This window comes from Nannocystis punicea (genome assembly GCF_026965555.1).
In the GTDB taxonomy this organism is placed as follows: domain Bacteria; phylum Myxococcota_A; class Polyangia; order Nannocystales; family Nannocystaceae; genus Nannocystis; species Nannocystis punicea.
Map to the genome: position 1 here is coordinate 6,659,793 of NZ_CP114040.1, position 15,661 is coordinate 6,675,453.

Sequence of the window (15,661 nt, forward strand, 5' to 3'; positions counted from 1 at the left end):
GTGGCCCATCGGACATGTCCTATGCACCAGGCGCTCCGCCGCCGACGCCCGCCGCCACCGTCACGGCCGCCGCCGCGCCGGAGGTCATCCCCCTGAACTGCGACGAGTTCACCGCCGGCCGCACCTGCGGCCTGCGCGGCGACTCGACTCTGGAGCTGTGGATCGCCGCTCCGCCGGCCGAAGCCCCACGCGTCGAGCTCGACGGCGTCCCGCTCGTCGCCGCCTGGACGGCCGCCGGCGACGGCAGCAAGACCGAGTTGCGGCCGACCCCCGGCCTCCTCGGCCTGCACCCGCCGGACGCGAGCTGGCGCTGGGAGCTGCGGATCACCGCGGCCGAGGCCGTGCCGCGCGAACTCGCCGAGATCGAGAATCGGTCGACGATCGCCGACATCGACGAAGCGTTGCTCGACCTCCTGCAACTACTCCCTGCCCTCGGGGGGGCCGCGCGAGCCGAGGCGCTCGCCTTGCAAGGCGACATCGAGTTCCGCCGCGGCGACATCTCGGCAGCCCTCGAGAGCTACGAGCTCGCATTCGACGCCTCCGTCGCCGCCCACCTCCTCGGCCGTGCCAGCGACATCGCGGCGACGGCCGTGTTCGCCTGCGCGGCCCTGGTTCACGACCTGCCAGGGGCCCGTCGCTGGCTCTCCCGTCATCTCACCCTCGTGGCCGACCTGCCCAAGGCCGAGCTGCGCCACGACTACTACGGTGGCCTCGTCGCCGAGCGGCTGGGCGATGCCGGGACGGCGCTCCGTCTGTTCCGTCGCCACGCCCAGCGGGTTCGCACGGTCGGACTCACGCACGAGCTCGCCGCCACGCTATCGGCGACCGGGGTCTTGCTCGCGCGGCTCGGGGACGCGACGGGTGCCGACACCGCGTTCACAGAGGCGCTGTCGCTCGGGGACGCCATTGACCGAGACGAGCGCGTCGTCATTCTTCACAACGCAGCATGGACGTCGCTCGAGGCTCGGCTCCGCGGTCGCAATGCGCCGGATCCCGAGCCGCGCTTCGCCGAGGTCGCAGCCGCCTTCGCCGAGGATGGTCCGTTTCCTGACCGCTTTCAGGCCACCGACGCCCTGATGAACCTCACCTACGCCGCCGTTCTACGCGGCGACGTCGCAGCGGCCGAGGCTTCTCTCACACGCGCGGACGCTCCAGGCCGGCGCCTCGATCGTTGGCGGCTCTACCTCTCCGCGCGCATCGATCTCCTGGCCGGGCGTCACGCCCAGGCCGGTCGCCGCTTCGACCAGCTCGCCGTGCGGGCCCGCGACGAGTCCGATCGCGGCCTCGAATGGAGCGCGCAGGTCGGCGCCGCCGAGGCGCTGATCGCCCAACGACGCTTGACCGAGGCGCTCGAGCGCTACCGTCTCGCCGACGCACTTCACCGCAGCGACGTCGGCCGACTCGCCGTGGACGCCGGGCGCGAGCGCTTCTCCGCCGAGCGCGATCAAGCCGCGCAGCGGCTCGTCGCCCTGCTCCTCGACCTCGGGCGGCCGGACGAGGCCTTCTGCGCCGCGCGTCGGGCTCGCGCCCACGCCTTCACCGATCTCGCCGCCGTGCAGCGTGACCCCGCGGCCCTCGCCGCCTACCGCGACGACCGCGCCGCCCTCGACGTCGCCTTCGAGAGCTCGTGGGAGCTGCCTCGGCGAGAAGGCGAGGCCGAGCGCGAACGAATTCGCCAGCGGCGGCGGGACCTGGACGCACGCCTCGACGCCGCGCTGCGCGACGATCGCACTCACAAGCTCCAGGATTCACCAAATGGACATGTTCATACAGACATGTCTCATGAGACATCATGCAGCGCCTTGCGACCGGTCGCCGGGGGAGAGCTGCTGCTCGTCTACTACCCGTTGGGCCGTGACCACGTCGGCTTCGCCCGCGACGCCGACCAACTCGTGTTCACCCGGATCGACGGCGACCTCCCGGCCGATCTCGAGCTCCGCGCCGAGCGCCTCCTCGGAGCCTTCGACACCGCCATCGAGCGGGCCGAGCGGATCGCCGTCGCCGCGTCAGGACCGCTCGCCGCCGAGGCCTTCCACGCCCTCTCGTGGCGTGGAGCGCCTCTCGTCGCCGCACGTCCTGTCGCGTTCACGCTCGATCTCCCGCGCGCCGCACGTCCCTCCCGGCCGCTCGCCCGCGTGGCCCAGCTCGTACCGCCCAGCAACCTCGCGCACGCCGAGGAAGAAGCCGGGGCGGCCGCTGACGTCTTTCGCGGTCACGGCGTCGGCGTCGACCGGCTCCGCGGCGACGAACCCGATCTCACGCGGCGCCTCGCCGGCGTCGACCTCCTTCATTTCGTCGGCCACGCGCGCGGCGACGGCTGGAGCGGCGCGCTCGACCTCGGCGGCGATCGCAGCTTCAGCGTCGGCGATCTCCTCGCTTCCTCTGCGCCTGCGGTCGCCGTCCTCAGCGGGTGCGAGACGGGCCTGCTCGACCCTCGAGCACACGGGGGCGGCATGAGCCTCGCGCACGCGTTGCTGCTCGCCGGCGCCGACGTCGTCATCGCCGCCGACGCGCGAGTCGCCGACGACCTCGCCTCCGCCCTGATCCCCGCGACACTCACCGCGATCGCCGACGGCGTCGCTCCCGTCGCCGCCTTGCGCGCCGCTCAGGACCGACTCCGCGGCACGCGTGAAGACTGGTCGCGCTTCCGCGCTTACGTCCCCTGAGCGCGAACACGGGCGCGTGGGACCGAGGACGCCCGATGTATACGGAGGCGTCGATGCCCAGTCCGTCGCGTCTCGCCTCCCTCGCCATGACCCTGGCCGCGTGCGGGCGCAGCCCCGCCCCTCCTGCGACCGGCTCCGATCCCGCGACCCGACCGAATGGTCTCCTCGCGCAGGTCCCAAAGGACAGCCCCGGCGATCCTGCCGCCGCGAAGTCGACTGTCTCTGAGGACATCCGTGCAGCTCCCACCCCGTCCGGCTCGGCGCCGGTCGCCGGTGAACCTGCCTCTCCGAGCATGTCTCTTCAGCCATCTCGTGCCGGCGCCGCCCCGTCCCTCCTCGGCACGGTCAAGCCCACGCGGACCGTCTGGCGCCGGCACGTCGCGCTCGTCGACAAGACCCCCGCCGCCCCTTGCCCTGCGGCCTCCGATCCGCGCTGGAAGGCCGAGCCGCTGTTCCGCAGCGGCGAGACCGCGACCTTGCTGGGACCCAAGGGCGTCCTCCCCGCCCCGCTCGAGCGCTTCTGCGTCTACGCCTGGGCCGACAACGCCGGCCCCATCGCCGGCCCGGCGTTCGCCCCGGCGGACAAGGTCGTCCGCGTCGATCCCGATCGCGAAGTCGTCATCCCGCAGGGCGCGTATCTCGGCGCCGATCCCACCATCCGCGCCACGCTCAACGACGCCTTCCTCCGCGCCATGGGAGCACGTCCGGCCGGCGCCGCGGGCCCCTCCGTGCACAACGGCATCGAGGGCCCTGCGCGGGTCGCCGTCATCGACACCCTGGGCTTCGCCGAGGCCGCGCTCACGTACACGGGAGCAGCCGGGCATCAACGCCACGGCGTCGCCATGGCCGAGGTCGTCGGCGCCCTGCGTTGCCCCAACGACGAGGCCGGCTGCCGCGGCCAGCAGTTCCACGCCCAGGCGTTCCCGTACACCTCCGCCTCGCCGTTCCCGACGGCCAGCGGCGGCCCGCTCGGCAGCCTCGGCAGCCTCGCCCACGCGCTCGGCGAGGCCGTCGTGCGCAGGCAGAAGTCGGACATGCGGACCTCGCCGCTGGTCCTGAACCTCAGCCTCGGCTGGGATCCCCGCTACGGCGGCGAGCTGACCTCCGCGGGCCAGGAGGCCGCGCACACCGACCTCCTCGTCACCCCGAGCGCCGCCGTCGAGGCCACGGTTCAGGCTGTCCATACGGCCATGGTCTATGCGACATGTCTCGAGGCGCTCCCGATCGCCGCCGCCGGCAACAACCCCGGCGCCGCCTGCGAGCAGCAGGGTCTCGTGGCGCCTGCCAGCTGGGAGCGCTATCCCGCCCCGGACCGCTCGCGCTGTGAGGCGCTGTTCGGCACGCTCCCGGCCTGGCGCCCCGGCGATCCCGCGGTCGCCGTCGGCTCGAGGTCGCTCGTCTACGGCGCCGGTGGGATCGATCCGGACGGCCGCGCCATCCCGATCGCTCGCCCCGGCGGCACTCCCCCACGCGTCTTGCCGGCCTTCCAGGCGGTCGTCGGCGCGGGCGGTCGCCAGACCGAGCCGCTCACCGGCACCTCGATCGCCGCCGCCGCACTCTCGGCCCTCGCTGTCCAGGTCTGGTCGCACCACCGCGTCCTCGGCCCGCATCAGGTCATCGCCCTCCTCGATGCCAGCGGCCAGCCGACCGCGCAAACCGTCGACCTCGGGATGCAAAAGTCGCGGGCGACACGGCTCTGGGCCCACGGCGTCTTCGAGCACATGTGCGCGCTCCGCTACGCGGGCGCGACCTGCCCAAACCCGTACGAGCCCCCGACCGCACCGGCCCAGACCCAGGACGCGACGCCGGTCACGCTCCCCGTGGCCATGCCGCGAGCCCTCGCGTGCACCGCCGAGACCGTCCGCTGCGGCCGCGGAGACGTCGTGCGCACGCGCTGCGACGTCCAGGCCGCGACCTCGCCTCAACTCGCACCAGGCGCCGAACCCTGGCTGCGTCCCCAACCGGACACGCCTCTGTGTCCTGCGTGCCCGATCCGCCGCGGCAAGCTCAAGCTGTCGCTCAACCCCGATTACACGGGCGGTGCCGTCACCCTCGTCGATCCCGTCCTCGAGTTCAGGCGGCCGAACGGCGGGTATCTCGCCAGCCGGCTGGTCCAGGTCACCGTCAGCAGCGCCGGCGCGGAGGTCGACCTCACGCGCTACACCGTCGATCTCGGCGCTGGCCCGGTCACTCTCGCCTCCGTCCTCACGACCGAGGCGATCACCAGCGGGACCCTCGCCTTCAACGTCGCGGACGCCGCCGGGGGCACCGCCGCGCTCGTCAGCGCGATCGCGGTCTATCCCTGAACTTGCGTACGCGCGGTCGCGCCGCTCGACGATCCGAACATGTCTCTTCAGACATGCGACCGTGAGACGGCCTCTGAACGTTCGCCTGGGCCGCGCCTGCCCCGCCCCAAACATGTCTCTTCAGACATACGATCTGACAGAGGCGCGCCTCCGCTCTGCGCCTCGCCGCGTGTCACCGCGTCCTCCCGCCGCCTGTTCGCCCAGCCCATGGGATATGTCCTGAGAGACAGGCTACTTCCCAGGCTCGCTCGCCTAGCCGAGCCGGCCCGGACCGGCCGGTCCGACCCATCGATAGCGCACCTTCACCGGCGCGCGCTCGGGCAAGCGAGCCGCCAGCGCCAGGCGGTGGCGCGGCGTCGGATCGTCGAGAAAAAATTCCCACCCCGCGCGCGGGTCGCCGAGCGACGCGTCGATCGCCAGGTCGATCGCCGCGCGCCCGCGCGACAGGTCGTACGCGAACGCGTCGAGCGGGATCGCCAGGCCCATCCCGCGCGCCTTGATGTACGCCTCCTTGAGCGTCCACAGGTCGAAGAAGCGGGCCCGTCGCTCGTACTCCGGCAGCGCCATCAGCCCCGCGACCTCCGACGGCGCGAAGAAGTGGTCGGCCACCTCCTCGGGTCGCGCGCGCCGGTCCGCGTCCTCGACGTCGACCCCGATCTCGCCGGCGCGGGTCACCGCCAGCGCCGCCAGCCCGTCGGTGTGCGACAGGTTGAACTCGAGCTCGCCTGCCTCGATCAGCGCCGGTCGCCCGTACTGATTGGCGACGAAGCGCAGCTCGGTCGCTGCGATCCCGGTGTAGCTCGCCAGGATCTGCCGGACCAGCACCCGCGCGACCGCGAACTGCCGGCGGTTGCGCTCGAAGACGAAGCGATCCTGGCGCGCCTGCTCCTCCGCGTTGAGCAGCCCGCGCGCGGCCGCCAGCCAGCCGGCGTCGACCTGCGTCTCGGCCGCGCACAGCCACACGTGGACCTCGCCGGGCGCCAGGCTCTGCCGCTCCGTCACCCCTGCAACGTGGCTCGCGCGCCGGGCCCGCGTCAAGCCGGCCGTGCAGTTGCGGCCCCTGGCGAACCGCGCCACGATGCGCCCGCGCATGCGCCCCGAACCGAAGCTCGGCGTCCTCCTCATCAACCTCGGCACGCCCGACGCCCCGCGCGTCCCCGAGGTGCGCCGCTACCTGCGCGAGTTCCTGTCCGACCCGCGCGTCCTCGACATCGGCGCAGTCGGGCGGTGGTTGCTGCTCAACCTCGTCATCCTCCCCTTCCGGCCGGCGCGCTCGGCGGCCGCCTACCGCACCGTCTGGGGCCCGGACGGCTCGCCCCTCCTGCACCACTCGCGCCGGCTCACCGAGGCCCTGCGGGTCGCCATGCCTGACGTCGACGTCGAGCTCGCCATGCGTTACGGCGAGCCCTCGCTGCAGCGCGGCCTCGACGCTCTGCGCGCGCGCGGCTGCGACCGGATCGTCGCCGTCCCGCTGTACCCGCAGTACGCCGCCAGCTCCACCGGCTCGACCGTCGAGGCCCTCTACCGCGCCGCCGGCGAGCCGTGGAACACCCCCTTCCTCACCATCGTCCCGCCGTTCTACGACCACCCCGCCTTCATCGACGCCCTCGCGCGGGTCGGCGCACCTGTCCTCGAGGACTTCCGGCCCGACCACGTCCTCTTCAGCTTCCACGGCCTGCCCGAGCGGCAGGTCAAGAAGAGCGACCCGAGCGGCGCGCACTGCCTGGCCCGCCCCGACTGCTGCGACAGCATCGGCGTCAACAACCGCAACTGCTACCGCGCCCACTGCGTCGCCACCGCCACGGCCCTGCGCGACCGCCTCGGCCTCGCCCGCGACACCACCAGCATCGGCTTTCAGTCGCGCCTCGGCCGCACCCCGTGGATCCGCCCGTTCACCGACGTCGAGCTCGTCGAGCTGGCGCGCCGCGGCGTCCGCCGCCTGGCCGTGTTCTGCCCGGCGTTCGTCGCCGACTGCCTCGAGACCCTCGAGGAGATCGGCATCCGCGCCGCCGAGTCGTTCAAGGCCGCCGGCGGCGAGGACCTGCGCCTGGTCCCCTGCCTCAACGATCACCCGGTGTGGGTCGCCGCGCTCGCCACCATCATCCGCGAGTCCGCCCCGCACCCGCGCGCCCTGCCTGTCCTCACGGACAGGCCCGCCCCGCCGCTGTCCGCCTGAACTCGCCCTCAGGACATGCCTCCCGGGACATGCTCCCGAGGACATGCCCCGAAGGACAGGCTCCTTCAGCCAGGCCTCGTCACAGCTCGAGCAGGTCGGCGTAGGCCACCGGCACGACGCTGGCGTCGGCCAGGCCGAGCGCGGCCTGCAGGGCCGCCACCCGCGCGTGGGCCTCGGCGTCGGTCTCGCCGGGGAACATGACCGCCTCGAACTCGACGAACGCCCCCAGCCCCTCGACCTCGTCGAGGTGGATCCGGACGTTGTGCCACATCCACAGCTCGCGCCGCTTCGCCACCACCCCGCGGACCCCGAGGGCCGCCGCCAGCGCCGCGATCAGGGCCGCGGGCTCGATCACCGGCACCACGTGGTAGCGGCTCTCGCGCGCCCCGCCCGCGTCGGAGCGCTCGTACGGGATCAGCTCCGCGCCCGACCTGTCCTCCGCGTCCTGTCCCTCACGCCATGTCCGTTCGCGCAGCTTCAGGCGGCCGGTGCGGGCGTGGAAGAACGTGTCGCGCTGGTGCTCGACGCGGACGAAGCGGGCCCCGTGGCGCTCGGCGGCCGCGCGCGCCGCGGCGAGGTCGGGGCAGCGCGCCTTGAGCTCGATGTTGCGAGCCGCGCTCACGCGGTCACCGCCTCGGCCGGCTGGCGGCCCGCCATCTGCAACACCCGCTCGAAGTGGCGCGGCTCGACCGCCTGGACGCTGAGCCGCTGACCCTTCTGGACCACCAGCATGCTCTTCAGCGCCTTCTCGGCCTTGAGCGCGTGCAGCGTCACCATCGCCGGCCACTTCTCGACGAACTCGACGTCGACGAGGATCCACCGCGGCGCCTCGCGCGTCGACTTGGCGTCGTAGTACTCGCTCTTCTCGTCGAACTGCGTCGCGTCGGGGTACGGCTCGCTGCACACGCGAGCGAGCCCGACCGCGCCGGCGGGCTCGACGCTCGAGTGGTAGAAGATCACCAGGTCGCCGATCTTCATGTCGTCGCGCATCGAGTTGCGGGCGGTGTAGTTGCGCACGCCCTCCCAGGCGGTCTTGCCGAGGCGCTGCAGATCGTCGATCGAGAACACGTCCGGCTCGCTCTTCATGAGCCAATAGCGGATCTTCGCGGACTTCTTCGTCATGCGTCCCAGGATGGATTCGCAGAGCGCGCGCCGGTTTGCAAGCGGCCGCGACACGAGCCCGGCGCGGTCGGCCGGGCCCGTCACGAACCCTCACCGCGAGCTGCGTGCGCCTCCCCTGTTCCCCCCCTTGGCAGCACCGCGGGCCTGTGCCAGCGTCCGTGGGCCGTGCCTCCCCCCCCGGCCCTCGTCCGCCTGCTCGGCGCCCCGCTGCTCGACTCGCCGTGGGTGCAGCGCCTCGGTCGGGTCAGCTTCCTCGGCACCCTCGACTGGCACCCGCGCAGCCACGACCCCGCGACCCGCCTCGATCACTCGCTCGGCGTCGCCGCCCTCGGCCACCGCTTCGGCGCCGCCCTCGACCTCGCGCGCGGCGACCTGCGCCACTTCGTCGCCGCCTGCCTGCTGCACGACATCGGCCACTTCCCGCTGTCGCACGCGGCCGAGCCGGGCTTCGAGCGCGCCCTCGGGGTGGCCCACCACGGCGTGAGCGAGTGGATCGTCCTCGGCAACGGCGCGATCCCGGAGGCGCTGTCGCTGCGCCCCGTGCTGCAGAGCATCGACCTCGACCCCGAGCGGGTGTGGGCGATCATCGGCGGCGCGAGCGACGGCCTCGCCCTCGACCTCTCGGCCCTCCTGCTCGCGCCGATCAACCTCGACACCCTCGACGGCATCGTCCGCACCGCCCGCACCTTCGGCCGCGCCGGCGTGCGGCTGCCGCGGGACGTGTTCGTCCGCCGCGGCCGCGAGCTGCTCATCGACCCCGACGCCCTCCCCGTCATCGACCGCTTCTGGGCCCTCAAGGACCGGATCTACAGCGAGGTCATCAACCTCCCGTCGAACATCGTGTGCGAGGCCGAGCTGTCGCGCGCGGTCGCCGACGCGTTCGACCGGCGGGTGTTCGCCCGCTTCGCCGAGTTCGACGACGCCGCCCTGCGCGGCCTCGCCGACGCGACCGCCCGCCGCAGCGGCCTGTCCGAAGGGCAAGACGACCGCTTCCAGAGCACCCGCGTCCCCCCGGCCGGCGGCGACGACGTGGTCCCGCGCGTGCACAAGCGCTACTTCGTCGACCCCTCCGTCGCCCCCGGCCCGCACGGCCTGCCGCGCCCGCAGTGGTCGCGCCGCTACCGCCACAGCCGTCAGCTCGCGTTCGTCAGCCCGCGCCACGCGGCCGCCCAGCTGTCGCTGCCGATCGCGGTCGACGACCATGTCCACGAGGACATGGCCCGATGGACGGTCATGCCCGGCGCCGAGGGCCCGGAGATCTGACATGCCTCGCGCCGGCGCCCAGACATTCCTGTCCACAAGGACATGTCTCGCTGGACAGCCCTTGCGCGCGCCGAGTTCCCGGCGCTCCGGCCCGCCCCGCGCCGCCGCCGCGACACTCCTGTCCTCAAGAACATGTTCTGATCGACAGTATTTCGGCGCCCCGACTCACCTGTCCTCAAGAACATGTTCTGATCGACAGCCATGCCGCGCGCCGAGCCGCCGGAGCTCCGACTCCCCTCGCAGCGGCGCTCGGACGCTCCTGTCCATGGGGACATGTCCTGCGGAACAGCCGATGCGCAGCGCTCCGGACCCCGCGCGTCGCTGCGGCCGACGCCCCCGCGCCAGGAGGCCCTGAAATGCGCGGCCCGGTCGACTATTCGCCGCTGTTGACCGAGCTCGGACTCACCGGAGCCGACGCGCCCCACGTCCTCGCGGCGGCAGCCGGCTCGCACGCGCGGCTCGCCGAGCTGCGGCGTGCCCTCGCCGACGCCGTCCCGGCCGGCTGCGCCGCCTTCGCGCTCGGCTCGCTGGGCCGCCACGAGTCGAGCGTCCTCAGCGACCTCGACCTGGCCGTCGTCTACCGCCGCGGCACGCTCGATCCCGCCGACGCCCACCGCGCGCGCGAGGCGGTCGCCGCCGTCCTGCGCGCGCGCGGCCTCGACGTCGCCGACAAGACCTTCCACAGCGCCGTCGCCCTCGACGATCTGCTCGGCGACATCGGCGGCCGCGATGACTGCAACGACCACCTCACCTACCGCGCCCTCCTGCTGACCGAGGGCGCCTGGCTGGCCAACGCCGCCGACGCGGCCGCCATCGTCGAGCAGGTGTTCGGCGCCTACACCGCCGGCGCGATCACCCGCGGCCGCTACCTCACCTCGCTGAGCAACGACCTCCACCGTTACTACCGCACGATCTGCGTCGACTACCGGTTCAAGGTCGAGAACGCCGGCAAGCACTGGGCCATCCGCTACTTCAAGCTCCGTCACTCGCGCAAGCTGTGGCACCTCGCCAACCTCGCGGTGTTCTGCCGCGCCGCGCTGCTGCCCGACGAGGCCCGCGACGGCTGGCTCGCCGAGCACCTGCCCCGGCCGCCGCTCCTGCGCGTCGCCGACGCGCTGCGCCCGCTCGGCGGCCTCCCCCTGTGCGCCGGCCTCGTCACCGCCTACGACGCCTTCCTCGCCGCCCTCGCCGACGCCGACACCCGCCGCGCCCTCGACCTCCTCGCCTACGACGCGCGCGAAGACTCGCCCGTGTTCCGCCGCCTGCGCGCCGGCGCCGAGCGCTTCGACGAGGCCGCCACCGCCGTCGTCGGCCACCTGTGGCAGCGCTCCCCCGATCACCTCGTCCGCTACGGCCTGCTCTGAAGGTCAGGTCCCGAAGACCATGTCCGAACAGGCACCCGAGCCAGCAGAGGTCCGAAGCACGCGCTACCCGACCCCGCGCCATGGCCTGCACCTCGTGACAGGTCTTCTTCAAAAAAATGTCTGAACCCACACCTTCGCCCGACTTGCCGCTCGTCGCCTTCGACCTGATCGGCGTGCTCGCCGAGCCGTCGTGGCGGGAGATCGATCGCGCCCCCGACCGCGAGCGCTGGCATCGGCTGCGGGTCGGCGCGATCGAGGAGGAGGCCTTCTGGGACCCCGCCTCCGCCGCCGCCTACCGCGCCTGCCTGCGTCTGCGGAGCGACCGCCTCGCCCTCGTCTCGCGCCTGCGCGCGCGCGGCCACCGGATCGCCCTCGCCACCAACTTTGCCCGCGCCTGGCTCGCAGTCATCCGGGAGCGGCTCGGCGGGTCCGGTCTCGTCGATCACTGGCTGTGCAGCGCCGAGCTCGGCGTCGCCAAGCCCGATCCGGGGTTCTGGGCCCACCTCCGCGCCCTCGCCCCCGCCGTCGTCGTCGTCGACGATCAGACCGCCAACATCGCGGCCGCGCGTGCGGCTGGTCTCACGGCCGTGTGGGCCCTCCCGGGCGCCGACCTCGAGGCGCGGCTCCTGGCCGCCATCGGGGCCGGCGGCCCGCAGGCCTGACCATTGACGACACCCCCGCCCCCGTCGATCCTCCCCCCCATGCACCGCTCGCCCGGCTGGCTCTGCACCCTCATCGGCCTCTCCCTCGGCGCCTTGCTGAGCGTCACCTGCGGCCCCCCGGGCCCGCCCGGAGGTGACTGCCGCTTCGATCCGCACTGCCCCGGCGGCGTCGGTGCCTACTGCGACGACGACGACGAGTGCGGCTCCGGCTACTGCTGCGACAGCAAAGAGTGCGACGGCGGCATGTGTACCTACGAGTGCGACGCCGACCCCGAGTGCCCGCCCGGCCTCCTGTGCGAGCACGGCCGCTGCTTCTACGGCTGCAACACCGCCGCCGACTGCGCCCCCGGCCAGAAGTGCAAGCACCGCGGCGTGTGCGAGTGGGATTGATCCTCAGGGACATGTCCTGAGGGGCATCCACTCCTGACCGTGAGGACATATCCTCGCGGTCCCGCGAAGCCGCTGGAGGGGACGTCCCGGTCGGGGGCGCGCGCTTGAGCCCCGCTCCTCGCCGGGAGCGAGGTCGACGACATGTCTACAGGAACATGTCCTCCCGACCAGCCGCCTCGTGCCCGCCGGCGCCCCCGCCTTTCACAGCGGTAAGTCGAGTTCACGGGGCTCGCCGTGGTCGCTACGCACCTGTCCTCCCGGCCAGGCACCTCCGCGCCTCTCACGGCTCGCCGTGGTCGCAGCGCGCGTGCTTCGGCGGCGTCGCCGTGCTCGCCTGGCCCTCCGCGGCCAGCCAGTAGAGCGGCTGCGGCACATATCCGAGCCCGCCGAGCTCGCGCATCGTCGTCGCCTCGAACACGCGGCCGCCGACGACCACGTGCGTCACCGAGTCGGTGTTGCGGATCTCCACCAGCGGGTCCTTGGCCAGCACGGCCAGGTCGGCCAGCTTGCCGGGCTCGATCGAGCCGAGGTCGGCGTCGAGGCCGAGGTAGCGGGCGCCGTTGAGAGTCCCCGCGCGCAGCGCCTCGTGCGGCGTCATCCCGCCCTGGGCCAGCATCCACACCTCCCAGTGGGCCGCCAGGCCCTCGCGCTGGCCGTGCGCGCCGAGGTTCACGCCGACCCCGGCGTCGAGCAGCTTCTTGGCCGTCTGGGCCGCGCGCACGTGGTTCCAGTCGCCCTCCGACGCAGTCACCCGCCGGTAGGCCGAACCGGCGAACGCGTGCTGCGGCACGAAGCGGGTCAGCGCCGCGTTCTTCCACACGTCGGTCGTCGCGTACCAATAGTTCTCGCCGCCGAGCCCGCCGTACGCGACCCCGAGCGTCGGCGTGTAGCCGACCTTGGTGCCGCCCCACAGCTGCAGCGCGTCGGCGTACAGCGTCGCCACCGGCACCGCGTGCTCGACTCCCGTGTGGCCGTCGGCCACCATCGTCATGTTGTGGTGGTAGAGCGCGCCGCCCTCGGGCACCACCATCATCTCGAGCTCGCGCGCCGCGGCGAGCACTTGCTGCCGCTGCTCGCGGCGCGGCTGGTTGTAGCTCTTGACCGAGAACGCCCCGACCGCCTTCATCCGCCGCAGGTGCGAGCGGGCGTCGTCGAGCGAGTCGATCTGCGCCTTGAACGGCGCCAGCGCCCCGTAGAGGATCGTCCCGGTCGAGTAGATCCGCGGCGCCGCGATCAGGCCCGCCTTCTGCAGCTCGCTCGCGGCGAAGATCGTCGCGGTGTCGTTGCTCGGGTCGTGCAGCGTCGTCACCCCGAACGACAGCGCCGACAGGTGGTGCCAGTTCTGCTCCGGCACGATGCCCTGCTCGCCGGCCGACCCGTGCGCGTGCACGTCGACGAGCCCCGGGATCACCGTCGCGCCCTTGAGGTCGATCGTGCGCGCGCCGGCCGGGATCGCCACCTGTCCTTCGGGACCGACGGCCTGGATCCGGTCGTCCTGGATCACGATCGTCGCCCGCTCGATCACCTCCTCGCCCTTCATCGTGATCGCCCTGGCCCCGACCAGCGCCACCGCCCCCTTGGGCCGCGCGGTCGCCTGCGTGAACCCGATCTCGATCCCCGGCGCGTCCGGCAGCGGCCCCTCCGGCGGCTTGGCCGCTTCAGGCCCGGAGGGCCGTGAAGCATCTTCGCGCAGGAACGCGAACACCTCGTCGAGCGCGCGCGTGTACAGCTGCGGCCCCAGCGACCAGTGCAGGCGCTTGCTGTCGCCCGACCAGTGCAGCTCGTTGCCCGCGTCCTTCGACACCTTGATCGACGGCACCGCCTCCATCTTCGGCGCCAGGTCGACCGCGCGCCCGGTCGCCGGGAACGGCGCCACGTGGGCCTGGAAGCCCTCCTGCCAGGCGATCCACTGCCCGTCCGGCGACACCTCGAACGCGGTCGCCTGCTCGCTGCTCGCGTGGTGATACGGCTCGGTGCCGTCGAGCGCCACGCTCCACAGCTGGACCTTGTCGTCCTTGTCGAGCGCGTAGAACAGGCGGTCGCTGGCCGCCCCGAAGTGCGGCTGCTCGCCCTCGCGGACGATCCGCTTCGGCGTCCCCCCGCGCAGCGGCACCGCGTAGAGCCCCAGCTCCGCCGACCACGCCGGCGAGCGCGTCCACCCGCCCGCGACCTTGCGGTACACCACCGTCTGCCCGTCGGGCGACACCGCCGGCTCGACGTAGTGCCCCGGCTCGGTCGTCAGCACCCGGCTCTTGCCGCCCTTCGCCGGCATCACGCGGACGCTGCCGAAGCCCTGGTCGTCCCACGTCGCGTAGACGATCGACTTGCCGTCGCGGGTGAACGTCGGGTAGAGCTCGACGTGTTCGTTCTGGGCCGTCAGCCGCTTGGGCTGTCCGTTGGGCAATGTCCTCACGTACAGCTTGCCGAGCGCCTGGTAGACCACCGACTTGCCGTCGGGGCTGACAGTCGGCCAGCGCAGCATCTTCACCGCGAACTCCGGCGGGGCCACCTTGACCGGGTAACGGATCGCCGGCTGGATCTTGCGCGTCGTCTTCACGTGGAAGGCGATGTCGCTGACCCTGCCGTCGGCGACGTCGACGCGGTGCAGCTTGCCGGCGCTCCAGTAGACGATCGCGCGGTCGTCGGGCGTGAACGCGAACGCCGGGTAGACCCCGTGGATCGCCCACGTCTCCTGGTTGTCGCGCTCGAGCCCGCGGACCAGCAGGCGCTCCTGCCCGCTCGTCACGTCGCGCACGTACAGCGCCGTCGAGCCGGGGTGCTGCGGCGTCGCCCCGACGCGGCGGATGAACGCCAGCGACTTGCCGTCGTGCGACGGCGTCGGCCGGGCCGCACCACCTGTCCCTCCGACCAGGTCCTCGATGCGCCCGGTCGCCCGCTCGAGCCGGCGGACGGTGTAGATGCCGGCGTACGGGTCCTTGTTGTACTCGAAGTACGGCCCCGGCGTGGTGTCCTGGCTGAAGTACACGTACTTGCCGTCGGGCGAGAAGGCCGGCTCGTTGACGTCCTTCTGGTCGTTGGGCTTCTCGGTCATCGCCAGGCCCTTGCCGCCCGACACGTGGTACAGCCAGATCTCGCCGGCGCCGAGGCTGCGGTGCTTGGTGAAGTGCTTGCGCACCGCGATGAAGTTGCCGTCGGGCGACCAGACCGGCGAGTTGACCAGCCGGAAGTCCTCCTTCGTCACCTGCCGCGCCTCGCCGCCGCCGCGGGGGATCACCCACACGTTGTCGCCGCCGCCGCGATCGCTGGTGAAGGCGATCCACTTGCCGTCGGGGCTGTAGCGCGGCTGCATGTCCCACGACATGCCCGAGGTCAGCGACCGCGCCTCGCCGCCCGCGATCGGCAGCGCGTACAGGTCCCCGAGCAGGTCGAACACGATCTCGGTCCCGTCAGGGCTGACGTCGAGGCTCATCCACGTGCCCTCGGTGACGTCGATCGCGACCTCGGCCTCCTCGCCCGGGGGGTCGTTCACGTCCCACTTCGGCGCCTCCTCCTTGCCGTCGGCCCCGACCTTGCCCGGGGTCGGCGGCGCCGGCGGCGGCCCGCCCGGTTGATGCGCCACCGGCGGCGTGGGAGCCGCCGACTTGGGCGTGCAGCCCGAACCGGCGAGGGAAGCCGCGAGGGCCGGAGAGAGAGCAGTTGCGAGGAGCCGAACGACGCGCGAGCGCTGCATGCGAGAGGGCGCGGATGATAC

The 15,661-nt window shown here is 72.9% G+C and carries 11 protein-coding genes; 7 read left to right on the plus strand and 4 right to left on the minus strand.

Annotation, left to right across the window (positions count from 1 at the left end):
• Window positions 1-14: 14 nt before the first annotated feature.
• Both O0S08_RS25665 and O0S08_RS25670 read left to right on the plus strand, forming a co-directional pair.
• The gene (locus O0S08_RS25665) at window positions 15-2,666 is read left to right on the plus strand and encodes a CHAT domain-containing protein (protein ID WP_269031908.1); all 2,652 of its coding nucleotides are present in this window, start codon (window positions 15-17) and stop codon (window positions 2,664-2,666) included.
• A gap of 293 nt (window positions 2,667-2,959) precedes the next feature.
• Complete coding sequence (locus O0S08_RS25670; protein ID WP_269031909.1) at window positions 2,960-4,972, plus strand: S8 family serine peptidase; 2,013 nt, start codon at window positions 2,960-2,962, stop codon at window positions 4,970-4,972.
• Window positions 4,973-5,224: 252 nt separating this feature from the next.
• On the opposite strand, the gene O0S08_RS25675 is transcribed toward O0S08_RS25670, so the two are convergent.
• Entirely contained in the window at window positions 5,225-6,064 is an 840-nt protein-coding gene (locus tag O0S08_RS25675) for a 4'-phosphopantetheinyl transferase family protein (RefSeq protein WP_269031910.1), read from the minus strand.
• On the opposite strand from O0S08_RS25675, the gene hemH reads away from it, so the two are divergent.
• Complete coding sequence (gene hemH / locus O0S08_RS25680; protein ID WP_269031911.1) at window positions 6,063-7,148, plus strand: ferrochelatase; 1,086 nt, start codon at window positions 6,063-6,065, stop codon at window positions 7,146-7,148. The genes O0S08_RS25675 and hemH overlap by 2 nt on opposite strands.
• 79 nt (window positions 7,149-7,227) lie before the next feature.
• Here hemH and O0S08_RS25685 read toward each other — a convergent pair whose 3' ends face one another.
• Entirely contained in the window at window positions 7,228-7,770 is a 543-nt protein-coding gene (locus O0S08_RS25685) for a class IV adenylate cyclase (protein WP_269031912.1), read from the minus strand.
• Window positions 7,767-8,270, minus strand: coding sequence for an EVE domain-containing protein (locus tag O0S08_RS25690; RefSeq protein ID WP_269031913.1), 504 nt, complete (start codon window positions 8,268-8,270; stop codon window positions 7,767-7,769). The genes O0S08_RS25685 and O0S08_RS25690 overlap by 4 nt, the downstream gene beginning before the upstream one ends.
• Window positions 8,271-8,435: 165 nt before the next feature.
• Here O0S08_RS25690 and O0S08_RS25695 point away from each other — a divergent pair, with 165 nt between their 5' ends.
• From O0S08_RS25695 to O0S08_RS25710, 4 genes are all read left to right on the plus strand, one after another.
• Entirely contained in the window at window positions 8,436-9,533 is a 1,098-nt protein-coding gene (locus tag O0S08_RS25695; RefSeq protein ID WP_269031914.1) for an HD domain-containing protein, read from the plus strand.
• Window positions 9,534-9,889: 356 nt separating this feature from the next.
• Window positions 9,890-10,897: a DUF294 nucleotidyltransferase-like domain-containing protein gene (locus O0S08_RS25700; protein WP_269031915.1), complete on the plus strand. Its 1,008-nt coding sequence runs from the start codon at window positions 9,890-9,892 to the stop codon at window positions 10,895-10,897.
• 116 nt (window positions 10,898-11,013) lie between these two features.
• Window positions 11,014-11,559, plus strand: a complete 546-nt coding sequence (locus O0S08_RS25705; protein WP_269031916.1) for an HAD family hydrolase — start codon at window positions 11,014-11,016, stop codon at window positions 11,557-11,559.
• A 39-nt stretch (window positions 11,560-11,598) separates the two neighbouring features.
• A complete protein-coding gene (locus tag O0S08_RS25710; protein WP_269031917.1) occupies window positions 11,599-11,949 on the plus strand; it encodes a hypothetical protein in 351 nt (116 codons plus the stop codon).
• A 280-nt stretch (window positions 11,950-12,229) separates the two neighbouring features.
• Here the strand turns inward: O0S08_RS25710 and O0S08_RS25715 are convergent, their stop codons facing one another.
• Window positions 12,230-15,640 carry an amidohydrolase family protein gene (locus O0S08_RS25715; RefSeq protein WP_443094079.1) on the minus strand — a complete coding sequence of 1,137 codons (3,411 nt, stop codon included), beginning with the start codon at window positions 15,638-15,640 and terminating at the stop codon, window positions 12,230-12,232.
• Window positions 15,641-15,661 lie beyond the last annotated feature (21 nt).

What these genes read in the sequence shown, in the direction of transcription:
- O0S08_RS25665 (WP_269031908.1), top strand. Translation starts at nt 15, where the DNA reads ATGTCCTATGCACCAGGCGCTCCGCCGCCGACGCCCGCCGCCACCGTC.
- O0S08_RS25670 (WP_269031909.1), top strand. Translation starts at nt 2,960, where the DNA reads ATGTCTCTTCAGCCATCTCGTGCCGGCGCCGCCCCGTCCCTCCTCGGC.
- hemH (WP_269031911.1), top strand. Translation starts at nt 6,063, where the DNA reads ATGCGCCCCGAACCGAAGCTCGGCGTCCTCCTCATCAACCTCGGCACG.
- O0S08_RS25675 (WP_269031910.1), bottom strand. Translation starts at nt 6,064, where the DNA reads ATGCGCGGGCGCATCGTGGCGCGGTTCGCCAGGGGCCGCAACTGCACG.
- O0S08_RS25690 (WP_269031913.1), bottom strand. Translation starts at nt 8,270, where the DNA reads ATGACGAAGAAGTCCGCGAAGATCCGCTATTGGCTCATGAAGAGCGAG.
- O0S08_RS25700 (WP_269031915.1), top strand. Translation starts at nt 9,890, where the DNA reads ATGCGCGGCCCGGTCGACTATTCGCCGCTGTTGACCGAGCTCGGACTC.
- O0S08_RS25705 (WP_269031916.1), top strand. Translation starts at nt 11,014, where the DNA reads ATGTCTGAACCCACACCTTCGCCCGACTTGCCGCTCGTCGCCTTCGAC.
- O0S08_RS25710 (WP_269031917.1), top strand. Translation starts at nt 11,599, where the DNA reads ATGCACCGCTCGCCCGGCTGGCTCTGCACCCTCATCGGCCTCTCCCTC.
- O0S08_RS25715 (WP_443094079.1), bottom strand. Translation starts at nt 15,640, where the DNA reads ATGCAGCGCTCGCGCGTCGTTCGGCTCCTCGCAACTGCTCTCTCTCCG.